Genomic DNA, 22,677 nt, shown 5'->3' on the forward strand with positions numbered 1-22,677 from the left:
TGATCGAATGGCCAGTTTTCTCGCCGCGTTGCGGCAGCCGAAAATTCAGCTACCGCAGAAACCCCCCGCGCTGCGAGCGCGTGCAGCATGAAAACACAATGGCCGGGTTGGGCTCCTAGCCGTCAATCGCTGCACCGTGCATGAACGACTGCTTTGCAGAAAATGTGACTGAGACCATCTGCGGCATACCTCTCCTTCAGACGGTCACCCAAAATTCAAACTACGTTGTCTCAGCGCGTTCTGCGACGATACCGCTCATATCTGCACGTACAGCGCCAACGCCCGCTGTTCGCTACACGGGATGCGACCTGCCACAAACCGACGTACACACAACAATTACAGTTTGCCTGCGGCACCACTAGCTCAGCTCATCAGGCTTCGGCTTGTTGAATGGCTTGGGCTTTGCACGTTTCTGCCGCTTCGGTCGCGGCTTCGGTTTGGTTGGGCCGGGGATCGGCAGCGGTTTGGGCTTGGGGTGTCGTTTCCATGCAGTCTCGCCGACCACCTCACTCATGAGCATAGCTGGCCCCCAGCAAAATGGGGTGATGCAAAATCACCACCTCGAAACTGTAAGTACTTCCCTGCCAGATTTTGCAGCTCAGAGATTTCTGTGCGCAGAACCCCTTTCGAGCTCATAGCCCCATGCGCTCCGGCGTCATCCACTTGGCCATGGCCTGCTGATCCAAAGCTTGCTGACAGAGACCACGCAACACATGGAACCGCCGAACCCACTCTTGATGTTCAGGCTTTTCACTGTTGCTGAGGTGCCTGACGTAATAGCCGAGCTTTGATGCGCAGGTGAACATCGTGACACGGCACGGGTGGCTTGGGCTAAAAATGCACTACAAGCGGTACAAAGGGCTTTAAAAAACTGGCGTGGTAGGCAAGCCTTGTCGTGTTCACTCGGAACCCTCCCCGATCACATGCTTAGAGACATCGGACTGACAGCGGCTGATGTTGAAAGCGCAATTCACAAGCAATCCGGCGACGCGGAAACAGACAGACTGGCTGAGACCGCTAAGCGACAGGCGAGGAATTGGTGATAAGCTGTTTTTCGTTTGCGTTCGCGAACACTGTGGGGAAGAAGTGTGTTGCAGTCGCTGTGGGCAAACAGTGTGTTGCGAACACTGTGTTCAACACTGCGATTCCAAACACTGTGTTCAACACAGCTTTTCAGTCCGCAAATCCACCCAGCAACGCACGAAAAACTGTGCGATGACTGTGCAACGCAGGAAGTGAAAACTGTGCGATGCTGAAGTGCCTTATTTTTATGGCTAAAATGGTGCCCGGGGGCGGAATCGAACCACCGACACGAGGATTTTCAAGACTTGCGTTTATTATAAATCATTGTTTTTAAATAGTTATTTGCTTAAAAATTGAGCTGTGCGATAAACTGTGCGATGCGCTTTTGCTGCGCTGGATTGGGCAAACACTGTGTTCAACACACTAACCTGAAACACTGTGCCTGAACACACTTTCAGCAACTGTGTTTGGAAGCATGTATCTGTGCCAGCCGTTGCTGCCTGGGCCGCCCGATCACGATGCTTCAGCTCGCACTCGTCAGCTCGAACGACCTTCTTGTGTTATGATGCGGAATTGGTAACGCGGAAGGGCCGTCATGAATGTCTTAGTCGTCTTCGATCATCCGCGACGGAAATCGCTGTCAGGCGCTGTGCTTGATCAGTTCGTGTTAGGCTTAGAGGAAAGCGGGAACATTCCTGAGATCGCGGACTTGCATGCTGAGCGATTTGATCCCCGCATGCCCGTTGAAGATGAGCCAAACCTTAGTGGCGGAGCGCAATCCTATACCGAAGCCGTGCAACGCGAACAGGCCCGTGTGGAGAGAAACGATGCGGTTGCCTTCATCTTCCCAGTTTGGTGGTGGTCAGTGCCTGCGATGACCAAGGGTTGGATCGACAGGGTCTGGAATGCCGATTGGGCTTACGGAAACAAAAAGCTAACGCTTGACCGAGCACTGTTGGTTGGTCTCGCAGCAACTGGGTCCGCGTCGTTCAAGAAGCGCGGCTATACAACTGCTATGGAGACGCAGTTGGTCGTCGGAGTGATGAACTTCTGCGGCATCACGAACGCCAGACTGGAACTCCTTCACGATACCTTGGAAGGCGACGACGAAAGGCAGGCGCTTCTGGTGAAGGCGAGAACTCTAGGGCGTACTTTCGCAGACTGAGTTGATTTTGGACATCATGACTTCCGTTAATTCTTTGGCCGGATAGTGCTGGCTCCAACCTCGTTTTTGAGCACCGTAGTGCAGATAACATGCGGCAATAGACGAGCACTCTAGCGGGACGCCCCCGAGCCTTGGAAAGCGAGGTATGCGTCCAACTCACTGACGAAACCATCTGATCTGTTTGCAATCCATTCGACGAAGAGCGCCCGCAGTTCTGAGTTCGCCCGGGATCGCGCCCATAGGAGACGATAGGCGTATTTGGTCTGGCATATCATTGACGGTCCGAATGGCAGAATGAGCGATCCAGCTTTCAACGCATGAAATGCCTCCACAATCCCGCAAAGCGCCAACCCCTGACCCGCTGCCGCCGCTTGAAGCCCTGAGCCTGTTTTCGAGATGCGTACACCATGGTTTAGATAACTGGGGTCAAACCCGAAGGCCTCGCCCCAGGCTTGGAAGTCAAGCCATCCCGGGTCCTTGGTGCGATTGGTGACGTGGATGAGAGGTACACCCTTTAGTGATCGCACATCCGGACCTAGCCCTTGCTGGTCTGCAAAGGTGGGCGAGCATACTGGGGCAACAAAATCACCGAACAGCGCGCGTTCTTCCAATTCAGTGTCGCGGGTGGGACCGTATCTGATCGCAAGATCATAGTCTTCTCTCACCAAGTCGATATCGCGATTGGATGGGTCCAAGTGTAAGTCCGTATCCGGGTACTGCTGTTGGAATTCCGCAAGCATTGGTGACAGCCAGTTTTCCGAAAACGACTCTGGCAGGGTAATGCGTAGACGGCCAGCCGCATCGTTCGGTTTCAGTTGTTCATACGCCTGCGCAAGCCTTGCAAAGCCGTCTTCTAATAATTCCCGAACCCGCAACGCATCCTCAGTTGGCTCGATGCCCGAGCTGGAGCGAACGAACAGACTTTTGCCGAGGTAAAGTTCTAGAGACCGGACCCTTTGCCCAACCGCAGCCGGCGTAATTCCAAGTTCGTTGGCGGCCAGGGAAAAGCTCCCATGCCGCAATGTAGCGTCCAGAGCGCGCAACGCATTCAAATGAGAAAGATGCATGCCAACAGCCTAAAGGTTTCCTTTAGCGCAGCAAAATGAAATCACGCGTGCAAAGCAATCATACCCATCCATACTGAGTACTGTGGCGCAGGCTGTCACCACGAAAACGGGACCATGGGGAAGACGAGGCATGTTCACGCTTTATTGGGAGTATCTGGCAGGCTCGATTGTGGTACAGGCAGCCCTTGAAGAAATTGGTGCGGATTATCGACTACACTACGTGGACATGGGCGCTGACGCACATCGCGCCGCAGATTTTCTGCGCCTAAACCCAACCGGGCGCATACCGGCTCTTAGATGCGCGGATGGCAAGACGATTGGAGAGACTGCAGCGATTGTTACGCTACTGGGCGAGATGTACCCTGAGACCGGGGTCACTCCAGCGCCCGGCGATGATAATCGTGGCGAGTTTCTTTTTTGGCTGAATATCATGACGACCTCAGGCTACATGACTGCCGCACGCCTCGGGCACCCTGAGCGCTATGCGAACAGCAGCAGTGCGATCGAGGAGGTCGGCGCAAAAGCGGCAGTCGACTACAACGCCTTTTTCGATGTAACGGAGGGTGCGATTGCGGGTGATCCCTACTTCATGGCGAGCGGTCTGACAGCACTGGATTTTTACGTCACAATGCTGACCGAGTGGCACGCCAACAAACAGTCTCTGTTTGGTTCACGGCCCAAGCTCGACGCGCTGTGTCAATCTGTGAGTGAAAGCAGTTCCTACAAGGCCGCAATGGAGACACATGCACCGCCGCCGACTTGAATATACAAGCGGTAAATCGCTCTGGTTTGTTCCCATAGCTGCATTGCGGACAATACAAAAGAGGTCTCATTGACGGACGCCTCTCCATTAGCCTACCCTCTTGGAATGATTAGCGGCAAATACTTCGACGATCTGTCGGTTGGAGATACCTTCGAAAGCGGCGGGATCACACTCACAGAAGGCGCGATTATTGACTTCGCGCTTACGCACGATCCGCAACCCTTCCACGTGAACAAGGTTGCGGCAACAGAGTCGATATTTGGCGGCCTCATCGCCAGTGGCTTTCAAACCATCGCGCTCACTTTTCGGTTGTTTCGTGACACTGGTGTGCTGAATGGTACCAACTTAGGCGGGCATGGCATGGACGAAGTGCGATGGCTCGCTGCGGTGTTTCCCGGCGACACATTGCACGCACGCGTAACGGTCTAGGTGCTCACACCGTCGCGTTCGAAGCCCGACCGGGGAACGGTCAGATTCCGCTACCGTACGTACAACCAGGACGATGACGAGGTGCTAAGCTTGACCATGGACCATGTGATGGCGCGACGGAAATAGGTGAGTTCACCTTATCCGGTCACTCAAAGCTTGTTTCACCTACGACAGCTCCGCGGACAAAGTGGGCTTTCGCTGCTTTCGCGCCAATGGCTGCTTTTGCAACAAAGCCGACACGCTGCTACTTGGCTGAGACACTATCGACATCCAACAACGGCAACTTGTGCCAATTTGTGATCACAGCGGACGAATGTACAGCCGAAGGCGGCTAGTATATGACGCGCCCTTCAACGCAAGCATCCCTCGTACCGCCCAAATAGCAACGAGCGTTAGGCGGTCGCCAACAGATTTGATGATGCACAAGTTTTGCACTCACCGCCGGCTATGCTAGGTTTGTCCCGATCAATGAATGGGTCGGATCCATGCGAGGCACCAGCGCAGAGAACTGGCAGGACGATTTTGATAGCCTTGCAGCTCAGGACGCAGTGGGTGGGCTAGGAACTGATGACCTCGAAGCGCTCGCCACAGCGGCCTACATGACCGGTCGCGAAGACGACTACCTGTCGATAATGGCTCGCATTTTTGAAGCCCGAGAGGCGGCGCAGGAGGACGAAGCCGCGGCTCGGACGGCATTCTGGATTGGACTAGCTTTTATGTTTCGCGGCGAATATGGCCGTGGAGGAGGCTGGGTTGCACGCGCCGCAGATCTGGCCAAGCATCTGCCGCCCGACAGCGCTGTGCACGGCTATGTGCTCACACCATCGGCTGAAGGCGCACTGGATCGCGGCGCCCCAGCTGACGCGCAAGAACTGGCCGAGCGCATCCTGGCAAACGCAGAGGGATGCGGTGACGCGGACCTGGAAGCCATCGCGAGGCACATCGTCGGTCGGGCGAGGTTTGCGCAGGGCGACATCATTGGCGGACTGGCCGATCTCGACCGTACAATGATCGCCGTCACCGAGGGCCGGTGTTCGCCAATCGTGACCGGACTAATCTACTGCAGTGTCATCGATGCTTGTCAGAGCTTTCAGATTTATCAACGCGCCGGGGAATGGACTACTGCGCTGGCGAGCTGGTGTGACGTCCAACCGGGGCTTGTCGCCTTCACCGGTCGATGCATGGTCCATCGGGCCGAAATTCTGGTATTGTCAGGCGACTGGTGGGCTGCCGCGCGCGAAGCCGACGCAGCTTGCGAGCGGCTTGCAGTGGGACCGACCGCGCATCACGCTGGTCCTGCATTTTACCAGCGTGGCGAGGTGCTTCGGCTCACAGGCCGATACGACGAGGCAGGTGAGGCTTACCGTGCCGCTAGCCGCCATGGCTTCGATCCACAACCTGGGCTAGCGCTTTTGCGGCTTGCCGAGGGCAAAGTGCAGTCGGCAGGCTCCGCGATCCGCCGAGCGCTGGTGGTTGCCAAAAGACCGACTGAGCGGATGCGGCTCCTGCCGGCAGCCGCCGAGATAGCGCTTGCCGCTGGAGACGCGGCGGCAGCTGAGGAGTATTGCGTCGAACTTGGCGGGCTGGGGCAGACACACGGCTCGGATGTGGCGAAGGCTGTTGGAGCAGAAGCAAACGCCACAGTCGCGTTGGCTCGAGGCCAGGCTGAGAAGGCGTTGCGCGAATGCTCGCAGGCCCTCGTGGTGTGGCGCCAGTTGGCTGCCCCGCATCGGCTTGCACGTATCCGACTGCTGACTGCCCGTGCTTGCGCTGTGCTGGGCGATGCCGAAACCGCCAGAGCAGAGGCTGATGCCGCAATAGAAATCTTTCGCGGTTTGGGTGCCGGACCCGATGTGAGGGCCGCACAAGCTCTGCTGCGTAAGCTCGCTACCGACCCCGAGAGCCCGCTGACCACGCGGCAAGCCGAAGTGCTGCGCCTTGTCGCCCGAGGTCAGACAAACCGTGAGATCGCCGGTGAACTGGGGCTCTCGGAACGCACTGTGGACCGGCATGTCTCCGACATTCTTACCCGGCTCGAAGCTCCAACCCGCGCCGCCGCGAGCGCCTGGGCGGTCTTGAACGGACTTACCTCACAGATCGGCTCTGAGTAGTTCTACCCAGTCGAATTTTTCAGGCACCTCGGTAACCTCACCGAAGCGGACTTCGCATTGCGCGTCTACCCTTGAGTCATCGCAAACGAACGGAGCAAGGCACGGAGGCCACTTTGACAAGTATGACCCACAAGCCCGGCACCTCTGGAGCCTTTGCCAGACATACCACCCACCGAACCAAGACCGGAATAGGAGTTCACGATGACAAGACTGACGACAGCACTGACCGCAATCACCTTGGCGTCCCTGACGGCCGGCAACGCAATCGCTTCCGAAGAGGAAGTCGTGACCATGCTGCTAAGCCAGGCTCTCGTGGGCATGGAGGACACGGAAGTTAACATTTTGAAGCTCGATGTTCCGGCCGGATACCAGACACCACGCCACATTCATCCCGGTCACCTTTTCATCCTCGTGCTCGACGGAAACGTGGAACTCGTTGTCGAGGGTCAGCCGACTGTGCAGCTCATCACAGGTGAGGCGGCCTACGAGATTCCCAATCTGCCAATGATCGGCCGCAACCTCAGTACGACGGAACCAGCGCAGCTGTTGATATTCGCGATCGGCGATGCGGGTGCTCCGATCGAGATCGCCGCAAACGATTGAAGCTCAGTGGACAAAAGGAGGACAATATGACCCTGCAGACAACCGAAATCGAAACCGCCATCCTCGATATCCACAGCTTCTTCACCGACTGGGTGGGAGGGCGTTGCCCGGGAGACTCCGAAACCTTCCAGAAGAACGCCCTCGACAAGATTGCCGATGATTTCGTCGCAATCTTCCCGGCCGGCCGCATGTTTGGTAAGAAGGACTTCGAAGGCTACATGGGGTCGATCTACGGATCGAACCCAGACTTCCGGATCAAGATTCGCGACATTCGGATGCAGCATCTGAGCGCGGAAATCGCTGTCGTCAATTACGAGGAATGGCAACGTGATGCAAAGGACTCTGAACGCCCCAACAATGCGCGCGTGACGACCATGGTTCTCGGAACCAAGCCGGACGGCGACGGCCTGCACGTGCTGCAGGTGCACGAGACGTGGTTGCCCGACGAGGTTCAAGTGAGCGGCGACTACAGCTTTTGAGATTAAGCCACATGACCCGCCCCGGCTTTCCCGGAGCGGGTCACTCAGACTGGCGGAAAGCTTGTCATCCTGATTTCTAAATACCGCCGTTGCTGACATTCGCTCACGCCGCAGCATTCGTGAAATTGGGCTCGTTGCTGCCTTCGGATGCTACGCAGCAAACACCTGTCAGAGATCCTTTTCACCGTCGCACACGGCCCAAAGCCGACCTCCAGCAGCTGATCGTGATGCTGCGATCGCAGCCCGCTTTGCGGTCATTCGCTGCAAGTGCGAAACCGGCATTAAGGGGAACTGGTGCTTTGCGGGACTTTTCCGTCATTGGCCCGCGTAAACAGAATGACCGCAGTCAGTCCAAATCTACGTTCATTCCCGGGTCGCCTAATCACTCAACAAAACCGTTGGATCGCGGGTCCGAGCGTCAGAAATTATTTTTCGAGTAGACGCGCCAGCCCGCTGGCATCTTGGATTTCAATAGCGCGTTGGCTTGTGCACACAAGACCCTGTTCGGAGAACTCAGCCAAAGTTTTTGCAACAATTGTCCGTGAAAGGTTTGCCGCATCGGACAGTTCAGCCCAACTCACTGGAATTGGATTGACTGGCGGCACATCTTGATAGGCATTGCGCTGCGCACTTAACCTTAAGAGCGTCGCGGACAGTCTTTTCGCAGATGTTTTTAACATCAGATCTTCAGCTACTCCGATGGCCAATCCCTGATTCAAGACTGCCAGGAGCGTCAAAGACGGCCACATGCCAGGGTGCATTTCCGCGATTTCATCCATCTGAGTTCTATTCAACGCAAACACCTCGACATCGCCAACTGCCGTCATTTCCATGATGCCCTTTTGGCCCGTCACGACTTCGGTTTCTCCGAACCAGAAACCTTGACCAACAAGATGTCCGAACTGGGGCGGCTGTTCGTTCATCGTGACCCACATTTGAACATGGCCGGATGCTATCCCGCGAATACAGGTCTGTTTTTCGTCAAACCCATAGATCGTTTCCTTGTTCCGGTAGTATTCGAACTGGCCCTTTTCCAAAATTAACTCTGCGAGCGCCGGCTCGATCTTGCCCAGCCATCCCGACAGAAGCCGTTTTTTCGTATTCTTTTCCATAGAGATTCAATCAAACGCATCCAGATACGGACGGCATACTCACATGGTTTGTGTCAGGTTGAAAGCGACTCATCGATGGAGGGCACCATGAGACTCCCACTTTCCCTGCCTGTTGTCTGCGGAATTGTTGCACTTTGGCCCGCGCTTGCTGCAGCTCAGAGTGCGACGAACCCGGAGGGCATCTCAGGGCCACCAAGCGCGCCTTACTCGCCTTTCGCAAATCGCGCTTATCCCACAAACGTCTATTTCGGCGACACGCATGTTCATACAGGGCTTTCCGCCGATGCCGGGGGCGGTGGCACCACTTTGATGCCGCGCGACTCCTACAGGTTTGCGCGTGGAGAGCAGGTGGTCTCGAACAGCGGTCAGCCTGTAAAGCTCGCACAACCACTCGATTTCTATATTATCACAGACCATTCCGACGGCATGGGATTGATCACGGATATCAAGAGTGGCGCGCCGTCCGTTATGGCCGATCCATTGGGTCGCGATATGCATGACCGTTTTGCGCAAGGCGGACAGGAGGCTTTGCTGGCCTCCCAGGAACTCGTTTCGATATTTGCACAGGGACAACTGCCAGACGCCTTGAATTACCAACCCGGAAATCCAGCCTACAAGCGGGTCTGGGATGACATCGTCGCTGCCGCGGAAGAGTTTAACGACCCCGGTGTGTTCACGACATTCATCGCTTATGAATGGACGTCGCTTATCAAAGGGAACAATCTGCATCGGAATGTCATCTTCCGCGACGGGGCCGAGCGGGCTGGGCAAATGGTGCCTTATTCAACAACCCCCCCGATGGGGAGCCCTGACCCCAAAGACCTTTGGGCGTGGATGGAAAACTATGAAGAGGTCACAGGCGGTGACGTTCTTGCCATTCCACACAATGGCAACCTGTCCAACGGCATGATGTTTGCACTTAGAGATGATTTCAACGGCGGCGCGCCTTACGATGTGGCTTATGCAGAAGCGCGTCAGAAATGGGAGCCATTGTACGAAACCACGCAACCAAAAGGAGACGGTGAAGCGCACCCCGCTTTGTCTCAAACGGATGAGTTTGCGGACTTTGAGACATGGGACTGGGGCAATCTCGATCTGACGGCCGCCAAAGAGTCGGATATGCTGCCAGGCGAATATGCCCGCTCGGGATTGCAACGCGGCTTGCAGTTAAAGTCCGAGCTCGGAGTCAATCCATTCAAGTTCGGACTTGTTGGTGCCTCGGATACGCATACGGGCCTGACCACGCCAAATGAAGCAAATTTCTTTGGAAAGTACGCCGTTTATGAACCATCGCCCGAACGCGCTGTCCACGTCGCAAAAAAGAACGACAATCTCGGTTTGGAGTACTATTCTTGGCAGTATGTGACGCCCGGTTTGACGGCCATTTGGGCGACCGACAATACACGCGGTGCGTTGTTTGATGCGATGGAGCGCCGCGAAGTTTATGCCACCACCGGAACGCGTATTCGTATGCGCATGTTCGGCGGTTGGGACTTTGACGAAAGCGATCTTCTGGGCCGTGATCTGGGACGTATCGGCTATCGCAAAGGCGTGCCTATGGGAGCGGATTTACCGGAAGGCGAAGGGGCTCCGTCATTCCTTGTCTTCGCTTTGAGAGACCCAATGGGCGCGAACCTCGATCGCATTCAGATCGTCAAAGGATGGATTGATGCCGAAGGGACCCCTCAAGAGGCAATCTATGACATCGCCTGGTCTGGTGATCGTCAACTTGACGAAAACGGAAAGCTCCCTTCCGTGGGATCAACGGTCAACCTGTCAGTTCCCAGCTGGACCAACACTATTGGCGCGCCGGAATTGGGCACAGTTTGGCAAGATCCTGATTTCGATCCAGCCATCGAAGCCTTCTATTACGCCCGCGTCCTTGAAATTCCGACGCCGCGTTGGACAGCTTATGACGCAGTCAAATTCAATCTGGAGCTGCCAGATCACATCCCACTGATCAGCCAACAGAGGGCGTATTCCTCACCAATTTGGTATTCAACGGAGCAATGATATGAAACACCTGTCCATCGCAACAGCCGTCCTTCTGTCCAGTGTCGCTTTTGCCACAGCGCAAGAACAGGACGTCGCCGGGTTGAACACTGCCGAAGATCAGTTTGCCGGGCGGCCCTATTCTCCGTACGCCAATCGTGCCTTTCCGACGCAGGTGTATTTTGGCGACACGCACGTGCACACCGGGCTTTCGGGCGATGCAGGCGGCGCGGGCACGACGCTTCTTCCCCGTGACAGCTACCGCTTCGCACGGGGCGAGCAAGTCACGTCAAACACCGGGCAGCCTGTCAAGCTATCGCGTCCGCTGGATTTCTACATGATCACAGATCACTCTGACGGCATGGGTGCGATCATTGATGTCTTGAAGGGCACGCCCAATGTGATGGCCGATGAGCAGGGCAAACAATTCCACGAAGACTTCAATGCTGGCGGTGCGCAAGCGCAAGAAGCGGCTTTTCGGTTGAGCACAGTTTTCTCGGACGGAACACTGTCTCCGGCAATCAATTATCAGCCGGGTAACCCGGCTTTCAAACGCGTCTGGAATGATGTGATTGCCGCGGCTGAGGAGTTCTATCAACCCGGCATATTCACGACCTTTGCGGCCTTTGAGTGGACGTCCGTCTATCGCGGTGGCAACTTGCACCGAAATGTCATTATGCGTGACGGCCCTGAACGGACAAGTCAGGTTGAGCCTTATACGACAGCACCACCCATTGGCAGCACAGACCCGCGCGATCTATGGGCCTGGATGGAAAATTACGAGCAGGTCACCGGTGGAAGCGTGTTGGCCATTCCACATAACGGTAACCTGTCAAACGGCCTGATGTTCTCTATGAAGGACGACTTTGCTGACGGGTCACCAGATCTTGATCCGGCGTATGCGGAACAGCGGCAGAAATGGGAGCCGCTCTTTGAGGCCTCCCAGGTCAAGGGAGACAGTGAATCACACCCTTTCCTTTCACCGGATGACGAGTTTGCAGACTATGAGACGTGGGACTGGGGCAACCTCAACCTAACCGAGGCCAAGACTCCAGAGATGCTTCCGGGCGACTATGCCCGCGGCGGGTTGAAACGCGGTCTGGAATTGGAAAGCGAACTTGGCGTCAATCCGTACAAGTTCGGTATGGTCAGCGGGACCGATACGCATACTGGTATGACGACGTCCGACGATGACAACTTTTACGGTAAATATGCAGCCTACGAACCAAACCCAAACCGGTCTACCAAAGTCGCGCATCAGAACCCGGATACGGGATTGAGCTACGAATCCTGGCGCTACAGTTCTGCCGGTTTGACGGCGGTATGGGCAGAAGACAACACGCGCGGCGCAATATGGGATGCTATGAAGCGCCGCGAAGTTTATGGCACAACCGGGCCGCGCATACGTGTTCGGTTGTTCGGCGGTTGGGACTTTGAAGAAGGCGACGCGCTGCGCCGCGACCTGGCACAAATTGGCTATTCGAAAGGCGTGCCGATGGGAGCGGACTTGTTACCCGGTGATGGGGCTCCGTCCTTCCTTGTCTACGCGTTGCGCGATCCCATGGGCGCGAACCTTGACCGAATTCAGATCGTCAAAGGCTGGCTGGACGAAAACGGCGAGCAACAAGAAAAGGTCTATGACGTCGCATGGTCCGACAAACGTGTGCCAGGCGCAGACGGAAAACTGCCCGCCGTTGGGAACACGGTCGACCTGAGCATCCCATCCTGGACCAACACAATTGGTGCACCAGAACTGGGCGCCGTCTGGATTGACCCGGACTTCGATCCTACCGAACGGGCATTCTATTACGCCCGCGTGATCGAAATCCCGACACCCCGTTGGACGGCCTACGACGCGGTCAAGTTCAATCTGGACCTCCCTGAGGAGGTGCCGCTGATCACTCAGGAACGCGCGTATACTTCGCCCATTTGGTACACGCCGGGATAATGTCCATACGACACGAACCGCGCAGTCGCAAATTTGGAAAAGGTAAGCGTCTGGGATGTTCCATTTGGCTTGGCCACACGCCAGCGTGCGTCAGGTTCGCAGAATGCTTGGCGTCTGCTGGTCTGCGCCAGTTCAGCCTTTGCTCAGTCCTTGGCATTCGACTTTGCAAAGTCCGGAATTTGCGCATAGCTGTAATTGGGGCATCGCGCAGCATCGGTCAAAGTGGGCTCGCTGCCGACATTCTCTGCGGCTCGCACCGACTGGCAGTTTGAGCCCTTTGCGGTCGTCCGCCTCCTGGTATCCTCTCGCATGTGCAGTACGCCGCGAACGGCGCTTTGCGGCCATCCAAAACACGTCCTACGAATGATAGCGGTGCGGGACGAAGTGGACTTACGCTGCTCCTGCGCTAACGGCAGCTTTCTGTACATTGCGTCAGTAACGAAAATCACGTGAGGCAGGAACCGGTCATCCGCAGCAGTTGGAACTCACGGTCGCAATGGGCACAACGCTGGCAGCATTGCTAAGGAAAACTTCTGGTTAGGAACCGGATTATTTTTGCCGACCAGCCTCGGCAACCAAGGCCGTTAGCCTGTAGAACCCATGCGCCATCTTGGTGAAGGGCGTGAGTAAGAAAAAGGCAAGAACGGCGCCGAGGTGGATCGCCAGGAGGGTCGGCATGACAGTCGATTGACCAAGGGCATACAGCGCCAGCCCGCTGAAGCCCGTGAAGCCCAGCAGCCCGACAAAGGCGACTTCGCCGCCAAAGGCGGCAGAGGCGCCCAAGCTCCGGTCGGACCGCAGCTTCAGCCGGATAATCTCGACGCAACCAATAACCAACAACAGCCCGCCTGAAATCCCCAGCAGTTTTGGCAGGGAAAGCAGCCCATAGGGCGCGTGCATGTCGAAGACGTAGTGCATCACGGTCGCGACGCTGGTGGAGGCAAAGCACAGAAGGAAGCCGTACATGACCGCCTGATGTACCGCGCGCCGCGCGTGGGTGAACCGATCCTCGTCCTCGAAGTTGCAGCCGTCGCCATGCCCGCCCTTGAGGTTCTTCATGTTGGCGGCTTGACGGATTGCGGTGACCAGATGTTCGGGGCGGAACGGACCGGCACCGATGTGCCGCCAATACCGGCGCAGGCTGATCGCGATGCTGAACAGGGGGAACAGGAAGGCGGGCAGGAAGATGGCCACCATCGCGTTGTGCGACAGGACCGCATAAAACCCCTCGCCTGCGGCGGATGGCAAGGCGCGGACCGCCCAGAACAGCAGGGCAAAGCCGATGACGGTGGCAACGGCAATCAGCACACCATTCTTCTGAAAGGCCTTCCCGGCGGCGCGGGGGAAAGCCATTTCCTCCCAACTGTCCTGCCGGACATTTGCCAGCGCCTGCGGCAGGTTCAGGTCGAATTCATGCGGGGCCGTGTATTGGCAGGCATAGTAGCAGCCCCGGCAATTGTGACAGAGGTTCGCCAGTTGTGTCAGGGTTCCGTCGCCGAACGCGCGTTCGGCGTGCAGGGCGGGAAAGACGGAACAATAGCCCTCACAATAGCGGCAGGCGTTGCAGATCTCGGCCTGACGACGTGCCTCTTGCAGCAGATCAGATTGCATTTGCATGGGCGGCGGCCTCCTTGCCTGCGATGCGTCCAAAGACGGTTCCGATGGTCATGCCGAACCCGGCAAGATAGCCTTGGCCGAGGATCGACCCGGCCATGGTTTCACCCGCCGCCCAGAGGTTCGTGACAGGGCGGTTGCCGACAGAGCACTGCGCGCGCTCGTCAACCTTCAGGCCCAGATAGGTAAAGGTAACGCCGGTGCGCAGCGAATAGCCGTAGAACGGCGCTTCGGTGATCGGGCGGGCCCAGTTGGTTTTCGGCGGGGTCAGGCCGGTGGTCGCAACACCGTCCAGCTCGGTCGGGTGAAAGCCTGAGGTGTCGCCGCAGGCTGCGTTGAAGTCGTCCACCGTCTGAACCAGCGCGTCGGCGGGCAAGCCCATTTTATCGGCTAATTCCTCCAACGTGTCCGCCTTGATCGGCGGGAAGACCGAGGGCATGAACAGGTTCAGCGATTTCGCGTCGATGATGACATAGCCAACCTGATCGGGCTGCGCGGCGACAAGGCGCCCCCAGATGGCATAGCGCTTGGGCCAGACGTCCTCGCCCTCGTCATAGAAGCGCTGCGCGTGTTTGTTGACCACGATGGAAAACGGCACACAGTCCAGCCGCGTGACGATGCCGCCGTCGAATTTCGGCGCGCGCCCGTCGATGGCGACGGCGTGGCACTGCGTGGGGTCGCCCACCTGTTCGACGCCTTGGTCCAGCAGGTCGGCCAGCACGACGCCGCGATTGTAGGGCGTGCCACGGATCAGGAAGTTCTTCGCCGCAGGTCCCCAGGCACGGGCCAGCCAGTCGGTATCGGCCTGAAACCCGCCAGAGGCGACGATGACGGATTTTGGTGTGGTCGAATGGCTCTGGCCGCCTTGCGTATAGTCGATGCGGGTTACGCGGTCGTCTTCCAGTTCCAGATGCGTGACGGCGGCCTCGTATTCCACCTGTACCCCCAGCTTTTCAGCCGTGCGGTAATAGGCGTTCACAAGGCTCTTGCCACCGCCAAGGAAGAAAGCATTCGTACGCGCCAGTGACAGCGTACCCGATAGAGACGGCTGGAACCGAACGCCGTGCTCTTCCATCCACGGCAGACAGTCTTCCGATGTGCGGATGGCTAGCCGCGCCAGGCGTTCGTCCGTCTTGCCGCCGGTGACCTTCATCAGGTCGGCGAGGTATTCATCTTCGGTGTAGCTGTCGACAAGCGGGCCGAGCGGGCCATGGTGCATGCAGCGAAAATTGCGCGTGTGGCGGGAATTGCCTCCGCGATAGGGCTTCGGCGCGGTCTCAAGGATCAACACGTGTGCACCCGCTTCTGCCGCCGTGATGGCCGCACACAGCGCCGCATTGCCGCCGCCGATGATGGCGATATCGGGCGAGGTCACAGCAGGTCTCCGTCATAGCCGGGGGGGGGTGTGACTGCTGGCGCGCAGGTCGCGCACCCGCACCCGCTGGGCGGCTTCGATATGGGCGCGCATGGCGGCTTCGGCCAGCGCCCCATCCCGCGCCTTGATCGCGTCGAGTATGCCGAAATGCTCTTCCTCAGCCTTCTTGGCGCGGTCCGGTTCGGTCAGCGTCGTCGGGCCAAGGATCATCAGCGCCTTTTGCAAGCTGTGGATCGACCGCGCGAGAAAGCGGTTCTTGGCCGCGTCCAGAAGCGCCGCGTGAAATTGCCGGTTCAGGATGAACGCCTCGGGCGCATTGCCCAACTCGGCCATCTGCTGGTTCATGTCGATCAGTTCCTCGATTTCGATGTCGGAAGCGGCCCGGGCGGCCAGTCGCGCGGCGGTGCCTTCCAGCACCGCACGCATCTCGTAAAGCTCCATGACCTCGGCATAGTCGAGCCTGCGGATCGTGGCCCCCTGACGCGGAACATGCGTGACGATGCTGTCGGCCTCCAACTGGCGGATGGCCTCGCGCACCGGGGTGCGCGACACGCCAAGCCTCTCGGCCAGCTCGGTTTCGCGCAGGCGGTCGCCGGGATTAAGTCGACCTTCACGCAGTTCGGTCAGCAAGCGCAGGTACGCGCTGTTGCCCTGTGGGGCGCTGTCGTCATCCATGATCACGGGTCTCCGCTTCAATCTTGCATCCAATTGGATACAATCGTATGCAAAGAGCGTCAAGACACCCAGGAGGCCGGTTTGCGCAAAGATCTCTCTCACCCGCTGGCGCGGCGCGCGCTGACTTTTGCGCTCGCCACAGTGGGCACGATCTTGTTCTGGTTGCTGGCGCTGCCACTGCCGTTCCTGTTCGGTCCGATGGCGTTTTGCCTTGCAGGAGCCTTGGCGCATCTGCCGCTCAAAGGGTTTGGGCAGATTTCGGTCGCGGCGCGCACCATCCTCGGCGTCGCGGTGGGCGCGTCAATCACGCCCGCCGTCATCGCAGAACTGCCGCGCATGGCGCTGTCAGTCGCATTGATCCCGGCCTTCATCGCGGTGATCGCCGCCGTGGGTGTACCGTTCTTTCGCAGGCTCTGGGGCTTTGACGTGCCGACGGCCTATTACGCGGCCATGCCCGGCGGGCTGCAGGACATGGTGATTTTCGGCACCGAGGCGGGGGGCGATCCGCGCGCGCTGTCGCTCATCCACGCAACACGAGTGCTGATCATCGTGACCCTCGCGCCCTTTATCCTGTCTCATTTCTATGGTGCCGCGCTGAGCAATCCCATCGGTGCGCCCGTCGCTGATCTGCCGTGGTACGAGCTGGCGATCATGGTCGCCGCCGCGTGGATCGGCTGGAAAGGCGGGGAACGGTTGGGCCTCTTCGGTGCCTCGATCCTTGGGCCGATGATCGTGACGGCTGCGCTGTCGCTGGCAGGCGTCGTGCATTTCCGCCCCCCTGCCGAGGCGATCCTTGTCGCGCAGTTTTTCATCGGCTGCGGCATCGGGGTGCATTTTCTGGGCGTCACATGGCGCGAGCTGACCCGCGTTGTTGCGGCGGGCGTGGCCTATGTGCTGGTGCTAGCGGTGCTGGCGGCCGGGTTTTCCGGACTGGTGACGGCCTTCGGGCTGGGCGATCCGGTACCCGCGTTTTTGGCCTTCGCGCCCGGCGGGCAAGCGGAAATGACGGTTCTGGCCATCGTGACCAGTGCGGACCTCGGCTATGTCATCACCCACCATCTAACGCGCATCGTGATCGTGATCGTCGGTGCGCCGGTGGTGGCCAGCCTTATTGCCCGAAGACGGAGGGGTTGACCATGTGGATCGGCGCGCCCGCCGCGTAGGCGTTCACTTGGGAAAAGATGTCGGCGAACTGCTTGTCAAACTCGTCCTCGGTGACAAAGCCGATATGAGGCGTGGCGATCAGGCTCGGATGCGCCAGGAGCGGGTCATTAGGATTTGTCATCGGCTCAGTGTCAAAGACGTCGATCGCGGCCATGCCGGGGCGGCCCGCATTCAGCCCGTCCAGCAGTGCCCCGGGGGCAATCAGGCCCGCGCGCGAGGTGTTCACCAAAACGGATTTCGAACCCATTTGTGCAAGATCCTCTGCGGTGACGATCCCGCGCGTTTCCGGTGTCAGCCGCAGATGCAAAGACACCACGTCGCTGTCAGAAAAGAAGGCCGCTCGACTGCTCGCGACAGTTTCACCATCGGCCTGCGCCTTTGCACGGCTGTCGTCGGACGCCCACCAGACCACATCCATCCCGAAGGTGCGGGCATAGTCGGCTACGACGTGGCCGATGCGGCCATAGCCATAAAGACCAAGCCGTCGGCCGCGCAGCGTCCGGCCCACGCCCATCTGCCACTGACCTGCCTTGGCGCTGACCATCTGCTGCGGAAGTTGGCGCATGCCGGCAAGGATCAGCGCAAAGGTCAGCTCTGCGGCGGCATAGTTTGCCCCATCCCCACCCTTGTTGGAACACAGCAGAACGCCAGCCTCGGTGCAGGCGTCCACGTCTACATGCGGCCAGACCCCGCGCTGAGAGATCAGCCGCAGGTTCGGCAGGCGCTCAAGAAGGTCACGTGTGACGCGGGTCCGCTCGCGGAACAGCACGACGCAGTCTGCCTCGGCCAGCCGTGACGCGAGTTTCGCCGGATGGGGCTCATGATCGGTCCAGACCGTGACGTCGTGACCTGCAAGCAGTTCGAAACAGGGTAAGCCGCGCAACGTGTCGAACCAGTCGTCGAGGATGTGGACCTTCATGGTGTGGCCTTTCAGGAACTGCCGGACAATGCCTTGATCGCGCGGCAAACCCGGTCATGCAGGAGGATCAGGTCTGCCTTGTCCGACGGCTCTTCGACGATGCGCCGCGACAGATCGTTACGCGTCTCTTCTCGTTACGCGTCTCTTCCAGATCGCGCCGAGCGCGGGCGAGTTTTTCGTAATCGTTCATTTTCGGCTCCTCAATGAGACAGCAGAACGGGAATAGTGGTGCGCGACAGAATGTCGGTGGTCATACCGCCGAGGAAATCCTCTCGGAATTTCGAATGCTCGTAGGCGCCGAGCACCAACAAGGAGGGGTCGTGTTTCTTGCACCATGTCAGCAAAGTATCGGCTACCGGATGGGTCGTGGGCCAGTCGTGGTGGGTCGCCTCGACCCCGTGGCGGGACAGGTGCAGCATCAGATCGTCGATTGGCCACGGGTTGCGCGAGCCCACGGTCAGCACGCTCACGTGGCCCTCGTCTTCGAGCAGGCGCAGACTGTCAGACAGTGCCCGTGCCGCGGCGCGGCCCCCGTCCCACGCAAGCGCGGCATGGCTGTGCGTGGCACCAGCGTCATAGCCCGCAGGCACGACGATCACCGGGCGGCCCGACAGGAGCGCGATGCGGTCGGGGTGCAGCGTTACGTGTTCGTCATCGGCATCCGACCGGGTGCCGACGATCAGCATGTCGTAGTGGCGCGCGGCCTCGGACAGAACGGTATCGACACGGCCTGTGACCTCTTTGAGTTGCAAGGCATTGTCCAGCCCCAAGCTGGTGCGTTCATCCTCGAACCGGGTCTCGATCTCGCGCAGGATGTCGGTGTTGGCGGCGTCCAACAGGGCGCGCGCCTCTTTCGGGATCCAGCGAGAGCGTTTGTCGATCACCTCGTGACCGCTATGGGCCAGCATGGCGGTGACATGCGCCCCGAAACGCTTTGCCAGCGACGCGGCATATCGCAGGGCCGCGACCGAGCCGTCAGAGCCATTGAAGGCCACCAGAAGATTCATCACCGGCATGTCAGTGTCCTTTCCAGACGGAGGCGGGCACGTAGACCTGCCCGTCGGCCAGCTTGCGTGCGGTGCGGAGCAGCCCTGCGGATTTCAGGGTGAAGTGGTTGTTCATCTGGAAATCCACCAACACTTCGATGGTGCCCGAGGCGTGTTCCAACACCACGTTCGCCGGGCTTTGCGTGGGCCGGTCCAGCAGCCCGTCCGCCACGGTGCCCGGCGTCAGCGCACAGGAAGCAAGGCATTGCGAGCCGGTGACCGCCATCGAGGGGTGTGTCGTCCACGGCATGAAATAGCGCGTCGCGATGGTGCCGCCGCCTTGGGCCGGGGCGAGCAGGCCGAATTTCGGCGTCACGGATTGCGACACATCACCCAAGCCCATGGCCGCTCCGGCTTGAAGACGTAGCGCCTCCATCCGGGCAAAGAAATCGCGGTTCTCGTCAAGTTCCTGCACGGTTTCATAGCCGGTCAGCCCGAAATCCGCGGCGCGGGCGATGACCATGGGCATGGCCACGTCCATACAGGTGACCTCGATCCCGTCCAAGGTGTCGCGCAGGTTACCGGTGGGCAGGAAGGCCCCGGTGGAAGACCCGACCACGCCCATGAAATTCAGCGCGATGGGCGCTGCGGTTCCGGGCACTCCGGCAATGGCCGTGTCGCCATCGTAGCGCATGGTGCCGCCCGGCGTCTGGACGCGAGCCAGCACCCTTGCTCCGGTGTTGACGGCACGGATCTTGATCTCTGTCTCGTCGCCTTGGGGCTGGACCAGACCCATCTCGACCGCCGCCGGGCCGACGCCGGACAGGATGTTGCCGCAGGTCGGTTTGAAATCGACCAGCCGATCCTCGACCGAAACCTGCGCAAAGAAATAGTCCACATCCGCCCAGTCATCACCCGAGGCTGAGAGCATGGCGACCTTGGTGGTCACCGCCACGCCGCCACCGATGCCGTCGATGTTGATCGGGTGACCCGAGCCTATGGCGGCAAGCAGCACCTCGGCCAGTGTCTCGCGATCTTCGGGCAAGTCCTTGAGGTTGAAATATGGCCCGCGCGAAGTGCCGCCCCGCATGAAGACGAAAGGAATGCCTGTCTGTGTCATGTCATTCACTCCGCCCGATTATTTCAGCGGCCAAGGCAGATCGACGGCGTGCTGCAACAGCCCCGGTGGGAAGTCGCGGTTCAGCGCACCTGCCATGACACACATCAGCGCGATGCCAGCGGCGGTGAGGATCAGCGTCTTGGGCCAAGCGGCCTGCGCACGGACCCGCAGGAAGGCTACGAGGAAGCCCAGCAGCGCAAGGATGAAGCCGACGAAATACGTCGCCACGATCAGACCCACGAACCACGCCAACGTGCCCCACAGGCCATAGGGCGCATCCGCGTCCTCTCCAGCCAGTTCCTTGTCGGCAAAGATCGCGTCCGTCTCGGGGCGCAGGAGCATCTGCACCAGCAGGATCAACAGAGCCGTCAAGGTGATGCCCCCGATGACCAGCGGCACGATCTTGTCCGTCATGTTGTAGTCGGGGATCATGTTCGCGTTGATCAGCGCGGCCACCACATAGGCCATGACAATCAGCAAGAAGACCAATGGCGCGCGCTTGGAGCCGGACTGCACGTCACCCTCGGCCATGATGGATTTCGCCTGGCGCAGACCCAGCACGACCGAGACCACGGTGACGATCAAGAGCACGATCACGATGGGCGAGAAGATGTAGCCCATGCCTTCCTCAAAGGATTTGCGGAAGCGGAAGGACGCGATCTGGAACGCCTGGTTCGAGAATTTCTCGACCGGGTTGGACAGCACGAAGCCGATCAGGAAGGCCGGGCGCGACCAGTCGAAGCGGCGCAGGAAGATGCCGATCAGACCGATGACGAACAACGCGAGAATGTCCTCGAAGTTCTGGCCCGACTGGAAAGCCGCGAAAGAGATCAGCATGAAAAGGAACGGCGCGAGATAGGTAAAGCGGATGGTGGTCAGCTTGGCGATGCCGCCCGAAGCCGCGATGCACAGGATGGTGCCCACCACATTGGCCAGCGCCAGCAGCCAGACAATGGAATATGTGATGTCGAGATTGTCGCGAAGCATGTTCGGCCCAACCTCGATATCGCCGGAGCCCAGCAGTGCTATGGCCCCGATGAAAATCGCCATGGAGCCGGAGCCGGGGATGCCGAACAGCAGCGTCGGGACAAGACCGCCGCCTTCCTTGGCGTTGTTCGAGCTTTCCGGCCCGATCACGCCGCGGATTTCACCCTTGCCGAACTGCGACTTGTCCTTGGTGGTCTGGACGGCATGACCATAGGCGATCCAGTCGACGACCGAACCGCCAAGGCCCGGGATCACGCCGACGACGACGCCGATCAGCGAACAGCGGACCGAAAGCCACTTGTTGTTAACCCAGTCCCGCACGCCTTCGCCCCAGCCGGCGCCAAGCTTGGCGTCCTTGGCGATGGAACGGTCTTGCCGCAGAAGGCTGACGATTTCCGGCACGGCAAAGATGCCGAGGCCGACGATCACCAGCTTCAACCCGTCCGTCAGATACGGGATGTCATAGGTGGCCATGCGCAGCGAGCCGCCCGCGTCGGCCTCGCCGATGGTGCCGATCAACATGCCAAGACCGGCAGCCGCAACACCTTTTAGCGCGACGCGTCCGGCAAGGACGGCGACCATGGACAGGCCGAGGATCGAAATCATCAGCATTTCCGGCAGCCCAAAGGCCAGCACCAGCGGCCGCGCCACGATGATGAAGATCGTCAGGAAGGCCGCGCCGACCAGCCCGCCGAACAAGGACGAGGTGAAGGCCGCCGAGAGCGCCCGCGCCGCCTGCCCCTTCTTGGCCAGCGGAAAGCCATCCAGCACCGTGGCCTGTGACGCGGAACTGCCGGGAATGCCCATCAACACCGAGGCAAAGGTGTCCGAGGTCGGCACAACGGCCACCATGCCCACCATCAGCGCAAGGCCCAGAACCGGGTCCATGCCGAACATGAAAGGCAAAAGAAGCGAAAGCCCGGCAATGCCGCCCAGCCCCGGAAAGACGCCGACAGCAAGGCCCATAACCACGCCGAGCACGAGGTATCCAAGGACTTCGGGTTGCAGTATCAGGGCCCATGCCTGGCCAAGCGCTGGCAGGGAGGTCGCGAAAACATCCATCATCACACCGGCTTTCGATTTTGAACTGTGGGAAAGGTGGCAGAAGCGGCCCCCACCGGTCTGGCAGGGGCCGCGGGGCGCCC

General features: G+C 59.1%; 20 protein-coding genes. 10 read left to right on the forward strand and 10 right to left on the reverse strand.

The window, feature by feature from the left end; genetic code table 11:
* Window positions 1-632: 632 nt before the first annotated feature.
* Window positions 633-839 (reverse strand): DUF6626 family protein, encoded by a 207-nt coding sequence (locus tag AC2FMY_RS04585; protein WP_496807121.1) that lies wholly within the window; start codon window positions 837-839, stop codon window positions 633-635.
* Here AC2FMY_RS04585 and AC2FMY_RS04590 point away from each other — a divergent pair.
* Window positions 822-1,043 (forward strand): DUF1127 domain-containing protein, encoded by a 222-nt coding sequence (locus tag AC2FMY_RS04590; protein ID WP_496807037.1) that lies wholly within the window; start codon window positions 822-824, stop codon window positions 1,041-1,043. The two genes, AC2FMY_RS04585 and AC2FMY_RS04590, sit on opposite strands and share 18 nt — an antisense overlap.
* Window positions 1,044-1,618: 575 nt before the next feature.
* On the forward strand, window positions 1,619-2,188 hold the full coding sequence (locus AC2FMY_RS04595; protein WP_480748558.1) for an NAD(P)H oxidoreductase: 570 nt from the start codon (window positions 1,619-1,621) through the stop codon (window positions 2,186-2,188).
* Between the two features lie 110 nt (window positions 2,189-2,298).
* Here the strand turns inward: AC2FMY_RS04595 and AC2FMY_RS04600 are convergent, their stop codons facing one another.
* Window positions 2,299-3,255, reverse strand: coding sequence for a LysR substrate-binding domain-containing protein (locus tag AC2FMY_RS04600; protein ID WP_496807038.1), 957 nt, complete (start codon window positions 3,253-3,255; stop codon window positions 2,299-2,301).
* A gap of 130 nt (window positions 3,256-3,385) precedes the next feature.
* On the opposite strand from AC2FMY_RS04600, the gene AC2FMY_RS04605 reads away from it, so the two are divergent.
* From AC2FMY_RS04605 to AC2FMY_RS04625, 5 genes are all read left to right on the forward strand, one after another.
* Window positions 3,386-4,018 (forward strand): glutathione S-transferase family protein, encoded by a 633-nt coding sequence (locus AC2FMY_RS04605; RefSeq protein WP_496807039.1) that lies wholly within the window; start codon window positions 3,386-3,388, stop codon window positions 4,016-4,018.
* Window positions 4,019-4,087: 69 nt separating this feature from the next.
* Window positions 4,088-4,447, forward strand: coding sequence for a MaoC/PaaZ C-terminal domain-containing protein (locus AC2FMY_RS04610; protein WP_480748561.1), 360 nt, complete (start codon window positions 4,088-4,090; stop codon window positions 4,445-4,447).
* Window positions 4,448-4,932: 485 nt separating this feature from the next.
* Complete coding sequence (locus AC2FMY_RS04615) at window positions 4,933-6,558, forward strand: helix-turn-helix transcriptional regulator (protein ID WP_496807040.1); 1,626 nt, start codon at window positions 4,933-4,935, stop codon at window positions 6,556-6,558.
* A 201-nt stretch (window positions 6,559-6,759) separates the two neighbouring features.
* On the forward strand, window positions 6,760-7,161 hold the full coding sequence (locus AC2FMY_RS04620) for a cupin domain-containing protein (RefSeq protein WP_496807041.1): 402 nt from the start codon (window positions 6,760-6,762) through the stop codon (window positions 7,159-7,161).
* A gap of 26 nt (window positions 7,162-7,187) precedes the next feature.
* Window positions 7,188-7,640: a hypothetical protein gene (locus AC2FMY_RS04625; protein ID WP_496807042.1), complete on the forward strand. Its 453-nt coding sequence runs from the start codon at window positions 7,188-7,190 to the stop codon at window positions 7,638-7,640.
* A 425-nt stretch (window positions 7,641-8,065) separates the two neighbouring features.
* Here the strand turns inward: AC2FMY_RS04625 and AC2FMY_RS04630 are convergent, their stop codons facing one another.
* Window positions 8,066-8,752 carry a Crp/Fnr family transcriptional regulator gene (locus AC2FMY_RS04630; RefSeq protein ID WP_480748971.1) on the reverse strand — a complete coding sequence of 229 codons (687 nt, stop codon included), beginning with the start codon at window positions 8,750-8,752 and terminating at the stop codon, window positions 8,066-8,068.
* Between the two features lie 87 nt (window positions 8,753-8,839).
* Here AC2FMY_RS04630 and AC2FMY_RS04635 point away from each other — a divergent pair, with 87 nt between their 5' ends.
* Together AC2FMY_RS04635 and AC2FMY_RS04640 are read left to right on the forward strand one after the other, a co-directional pair.
* Window positions 8,840-10,765, forward strand: coding sequence for a DUF3604 domain-containing protein (locus AC2FMY_RS04635; protein ID WP_496807043.1), 1,926 nt, complete (start codon window positions 8,840-8,842; stop codon window positions 10,763-10,765).
* Between the two features lies 1 nt (window position 10,766).
* Window positions 10,767-12,692 carry a DUF3604 domain-containing protein gene (locus AC2FMY_RS04640; RefSeq protein ID WP_480748969.1) on the forward strand — a complete coding sequence of 642 codons (1,926 nt, stop codon included), beginning with the start codon at window positions 10,767-10,769 and terminating at the stop codon, window positions 12,690-12,692.
* 549 nt (window positions 12,693-13,241) lie between these two features.
* On the opposite strand, the gene tcuB is transcribed toward AC2FMY_RS04640, so the two are convergent.
* From tcuB to AC2FMY_RS04655, 3 genes are read right to left on the reverse strand one after another with little or no spacing between them, the layout of a single operon-like run.
* Entirely contained in the window at window positions 13,242-14,303 is a 1,062-nt protein-coding gene (gene tcuB, locus AC2FMY_RS04645) for a tricarballylate utilization 4Fe-4S protein TcuB (protein ID WP_480748782.1), read from the reverse strand.
* Window positions 14,293-15,681, reverse strand: a complete 1,389-nt coding sequence (tcuA, locus tag AC2FMY_RS04650) for an FAD-dependent tricarballylate dehydrogenase TcuA (protein ID WP_480748573.1) — start codon at window positions 15,679-15,681, stop codon at window positions 14,293-14,295. Before tcuA ends, tcuB begins: the two co-directional genes overlap by 11 nt.
* A 12-nt stretch (window positions 15,682-15,693) precedes the next feature.
* Window positions 15,694-16,356: a GntR family transcriptional regulator gene (locus AC2FMY_RS04655; protein WP_480748574.1), complete on the reverse strand. Its 663-nt coding sequence runs from the start codon at window positions 16,354-16,356 to the stop codon at window positions 15,694-15,696.
* An 81-nt stretch (window positions 16,357-16,437) separates the two neighbouring features.
* Between AC2FMY_RS04655 and AC2FMY_RS04660 the strand changes: the two genes are divergently transcribed.
* Window positions 16,438-17,490 carry an AbrB family transcriptional regulator gene (locus tag AC2FMY_RS04660; protein ID WP_496807044.1) on the forward strand — a complete coding sequence of 351 codons (1,053 nt, stop codon included), beginning with the start codon at window positions 16,438-16,440 and terminating at the stop codon, window positions 17,488-17,490.
* Here AC2FMY_RS04660 and AC2FMY_RS04665 read toward each other — a convergent pair.
* From AC2FMY_RS04665 to AC2FMY_RS04680, 4 genes are all read right to left on the reverse strand, one after another.
* The gene (locus AC2FMY_RS04665; RefSeq protein WP_480748576.1) at window positions 17,465-18,439 is read right to left on the reverse strand and encodes a D-2-hydroxyacid dehydrogenase family protein; all 975 of its coding nucleotides are present in this window, start codon (window positions 18,437-18,439) and stop codon (window positions 17,465-17,467) included. The two genes, AC2FMY_RS04660 and AC2FMY_RS04665, sit on opposite strands and share 26 nt — an antisense overlap.
* 200 nt (window positions 18,440-18,639) lie before the next feature.
* Window positions 18,640-19,455, reverse strand: coding sequence for a universal stress protein (locus AC2FMY_RS04670; RefSeq protein WP_480748577.1), 816 nt, complete (start codon window positions 19,453-19,455; stop codon window positions 18,640-18,642).
* A 1-nt stretch (window position 19,456) separates the two neighbouring features.
* On the reverse strand, window positions 19,457-20,545 hold the full coding sequence (locus AC2FMY_RS04675; RefSeq protein WP_480748578.1) for a 4-oxalomesaconate tautomerase: 1,089 nt from the start codon (window positions 20,543-20,545) through the stop codon (window positions 19,457-19,459).
* Window positions 20,546-20,563: 18 nt separating this feature from the next.
* Window positions 20,564-22,594 carry a tripartite tricarboxylate transporter permease gene (locus AC2FMY_RS04680; RefSeq protein WP_496807122.1) on the reverse strand — a complete coding sequence of 677 codons (2,031 nt, stop codon included), beginning with the start codon at window positions 22,592-22,594 and terminating at the stop codon, window positions 20,564-20,566.
* Window positions 22,595-22,677: the final 83 nt, after the last annotated feature.

Source organism: Ruegeria sp. YKSE079, from assembly GCF_059612845.1.